The sequence below is a fragment of the Streptomyces europaeiscabiei genome, assembly GCF_001550375.1.
In the GTDB taxonomy this organism is placed as follows: domain Bacteria; phylum Actinomycetota; class Actinomycetes; order Streptomycetales; family Streptomycetaceae; genus Streptomyces; species Streptomyces europaeiscabiei.
In genome coordinates this window covers 1-3,510 of record NZ_LRTR01000764.1, presented here as the reverse complement: position 1 = coordinate 3,510, position 3,510 = coordinate 1, and the positions used below count along the sequence as shown (strand labels likewise).

Annotated in this window: 2 protein-coding genes; both read right to left on the bottom strand. The window is 74.1% G+C overall.

Translation table 11 applies throughout. The features are described from left to right. Positions 1-1,725, bottom strand: a 1,725-nt coding sequence (locus AWZ10_RS37525) for a CHAT domain-containing protein (RefSeq protein ID WP_159058504.1), incomplete at its 3' end; no start/stop codon positions are given. After that, on the bottom strand, positions 1,722-3,510 hold a 1,789-nt coding region (locus AWZ10_RS37520; protein WP_107417575.1), incomplete at its 5' end, for a hypothetical protein. The genes AWZ10_RS37525 and AWZ10_RS37520, both read right to left, overlap by 4 nt.

Sequence of the window (3,510 nt, the reverse complement as noted above, 5' to 3'; positions counted from 1 at the left end):
CGCCTCGGCGGTGGCCCAGTCGATCGCCGCCGAGGCCCGGTCCGCACGGGCGCAGGCGTCCGCCAGACGGAGTTCCTCGCGCGCCGTGTCCCGCAGCCCCACCGCGTCGCCGAAGCCCGACGGCCGCTGGGCGAGGATCTCCTCGCAATGGTTCAGCGCCGTGGCCCATTTCTCGCACCGGGCTGCCGCGTGCGCCTCGTCGAGCAGTTCGCCGAGACGGCCGAGTCGCCGGACCTCCTCCTCCAGGACGGGGAGCCACGCGTTCTCGTCGTCCGGCAACGTCTCACGGATCCCCGCGAGGGCCGCCGCCGCCTGTTCCGCCCGCTCCGCGGCGAGCGACTCGCACAACGACTGCACCTGCGGCCAGCGAAGTTCGTGGGCGGCCTCCGCCCGCAGCAGTTGCTGCTCGGCCTGGAACTGCCGCGTCCGGGTTGCCAGGATGCGCAGTACCTGCTCCCACCCCCCGCTCAGCCGTTGGAATCGGGCCGCCTCGATGAGCTGGGCCGCTTCCAGATGACCCGTCGGGCTGTGGAACGCCCGCAGCGCCTCGGCACCGCGCCGCAGCGGATCGTCCGCCGGGTGCCCGTCGTCGCGCACCTCGCGCGCCTTGAACAGCCAGCCGTGGCGGCACTCCTCGTGCAGGAACAGCGACGGAGTCGCCCACTCGACGGCCGTGTGCTCGGGCACGTGGGAGATGCGCCGCCGGGCCCGCGCCAGTGCCTCGTCGATCGTCAGGTTGGCGGCGACGCCCTTCAGCAGTTCGGGCCCGAACACACCGGCGGCCAGGTCGCTCACCCGGCCCCGCATGGCCACCACGGCCGGGACCCCGCCCCCGATGAGCGCCTGGGCCAGCCCGGAGAACGGCTCGGTGTGCGCGCTGTCCGCCCCTGAGCAGAGGTTGAGCACCACGAGCCGCAGCCCGGTCACTCTGAGCAGCATGGCGCTGAGCAGGTCCGAGGGAACCCGGTCGGTGCCGCCGTCCGGGGTCTCCAGGTGCACCACGCCCTTGCCGATCTCGTCGTCGTACGTCCCGTGGGCGACGAGAAGCAAGGCGGTGGGCAGGTCGGAGTGTTCCCCGACGGCGGACTCCAGGCGCCCGCGCGTGGCCCGATTCACCACCGTCGTCTGCACGGCTATCTCAGGCAGTCCCAGCAGCGCCTTGATCTCGACCTCGGCTCGCAGCAGAGGCAGTTCGTCCTCGGCGGGGGAGGCGCAGACGACCAGCAGTCGGATCAGGCTGGGCTGGGCGCACGCGTCGGGTGCCCGTCCCCCGAGCGGCCCGCCCTGCAGTGAACGGACGAGCGACATCCCGTCCTGCAGGGCCGGGGCCTGCCCCGGGTCGTCAGCGGGTGAGCACAGGGCCTCCAGCGGAAGCGCGGACAGCGCCGGGGGCAGGTCGAAACGGATGCGCAGACCGCGTGGGGGCCGCAAGCCCCGCGCGTGATCGTACGCGCTGCGGACATGCTGCTCGATCCGCCCGCCGAACAGCAGGTCGAAGACGTCTCTGCCGAGATCGCGCAGCCGGGGCGCGGTGTGCCTGTCGCCCAGCGGAGCGAGAGCCAACTCCGTATCGATCAAATGTTCCCATCGGGCTCGGAGCGCGTCGACCGTGCCTCCGTCGACCTCGATGACGTCCACGGCGCCGCCGGCGCCGTTCGTGGTCACCAGATGGCGGTGGGCGCCGATGTGGCGGACCCGCAGCCGCAGTTCCTCGTACTCCGTCATCTCGGCAGGCCTCCGATCCGGCCCTGCGTCAACTCCGCGCGAACCACGGCGAGTTCGGTCGTCACCTGGTCGCGCAGCCCAGTCAGTTCGAGGTCGTCCGGGAAGTGGGCCAGCGCGACCGTGAGGCGGTCCGCGGCCTCCTGGAGTCGGTCCCTGGCGCCGACGAGACTTCCGGAGTACCGCGACCGGATCGCGAGGACACGCAGGACGACGCCGAGGTTCACCTGGGCGCGCAGCAGATGCGGGTTGAGCTCCACCGCGCGGCGCAGATCGGCGGCCGGGGCATCCAGTCGCTCCGGATCGCGGTTGGCCCGGGAGATGCCCCGATCGGCCAGCACGCGAGCCAACTGCCCCTTGAGGCGGTCGTGTCGGCCGTCGCCGAGAACGGTGTGGGCGGCTTCGAGCGTGTCACAGGCGGCGCCGATATCGCCGGCTCGGTGGAGTGCCTTCGCAGCGCCGAGCGCCGTACGGGCGATCGTGTCCTGGACCGATGCGTACCGGTCGAGGGCGCGGCCGTGGGCGAGGGCCCGCCGCCAGCACTCCGTGGCCCCGCGGACGTCCAGGGAGCCCGCGGCGAGGGCCGAACGTCCCAGCGCGAGCCGGGCCTCCAACGCGCACGCGCGGGCATCCCGCATCAGCACCTCGTCCTTGCCGGGAGATCCGGCGTACGCCGGATTGCGGGCGTCGAAGCGAGGACAGTCGGCGGCGCACACGACGGCCCGGTCGCTCCGCCCGTGAGCCGGGTGCGGTGCGCCGTGGTCCCCGTGCGTGTCGCGCGCGTGGCAGTCGGGGCAGCGCAGTCCGGGCAGCGCCGCGAGCGCTTCCCGAGGTCGGCCGAGACACAGCAGGGCCTGGGCGTAACCGAGGTGGGAGAAGGCCCGGCGCAGTGCGGGCGCGGCCTCACCCGAGGCCGCGACGACTGCGGCCAACTCCTTCTCCCTGCCGAGTTCCACGATGCGGGACGGTCCGCAGACCAGGGGCGCGGCACTATCCGGCAGGGGCACTCCGCCTGCCTCCGCCAGGAGCCGGGCCGCCTCGCTCTCGCGGTGCAGCACCACTTCGGGCTCGGGCAGGTCACCGCGGTGGGCCTCCGGCAAGAGCGCCTCGAGGCGGGTCCGGAGGTCGGTGCGCAGCGTCGTGATCGCGGTGTCGTCGACCGGTATGCCGTAGCGCGCGGCCGCCTCCGCGCGGCGCCACCGCCAGAAGTCCGGGTCGTGGAGCAGCCCGGCCCACAGGGTGAGGGGGCGTTCCCAGGCGCGGTCGGGATCCGTGCCTTCGGACGCCCGATGGCCGTGCCAGGCCATCACGGCCAACGTGTGTGCGACACGGCGGTCGGCGGGGGCCGCGCGGGACACGGCGGTGAGGACGGCGAGCCCTTCGTCACGGCGGCCGCTCCGGCAGAGAGCGACCGCGTGCGCGACGGCCGATCCGCTGTCCCCGGGGGCCAGTCGACGGGCCCGGTCGAGCAGCGCCGCGCTCCTGAGCCAGCCGTCGGTAGCGGCCGCGGAACTCCCCTGGTGGCCGCTCTCTCGCGCGCCCGCCATGGTGGCCCGTGCGGCCGTGCCCAGCAGCCGGGCCACCTCGTGCGGCGTGCCGCCGGCCAGGGTGGCCAGTACCCAGCGGGCCTCCGCGTCCAGCGCGCAGGCGTGGTCGGCTGAGTGTAAGTCGGTCAGCGCGTCGGTGTGCCGACCGAGCCGCACACGGACGTAGGCGCGCTGCACGAGGCTGGGGCCGTGCCCGGGGCGCAGGGCCAGGGCCCGGGTGAACCGCCGCTCGGCCGTCGGG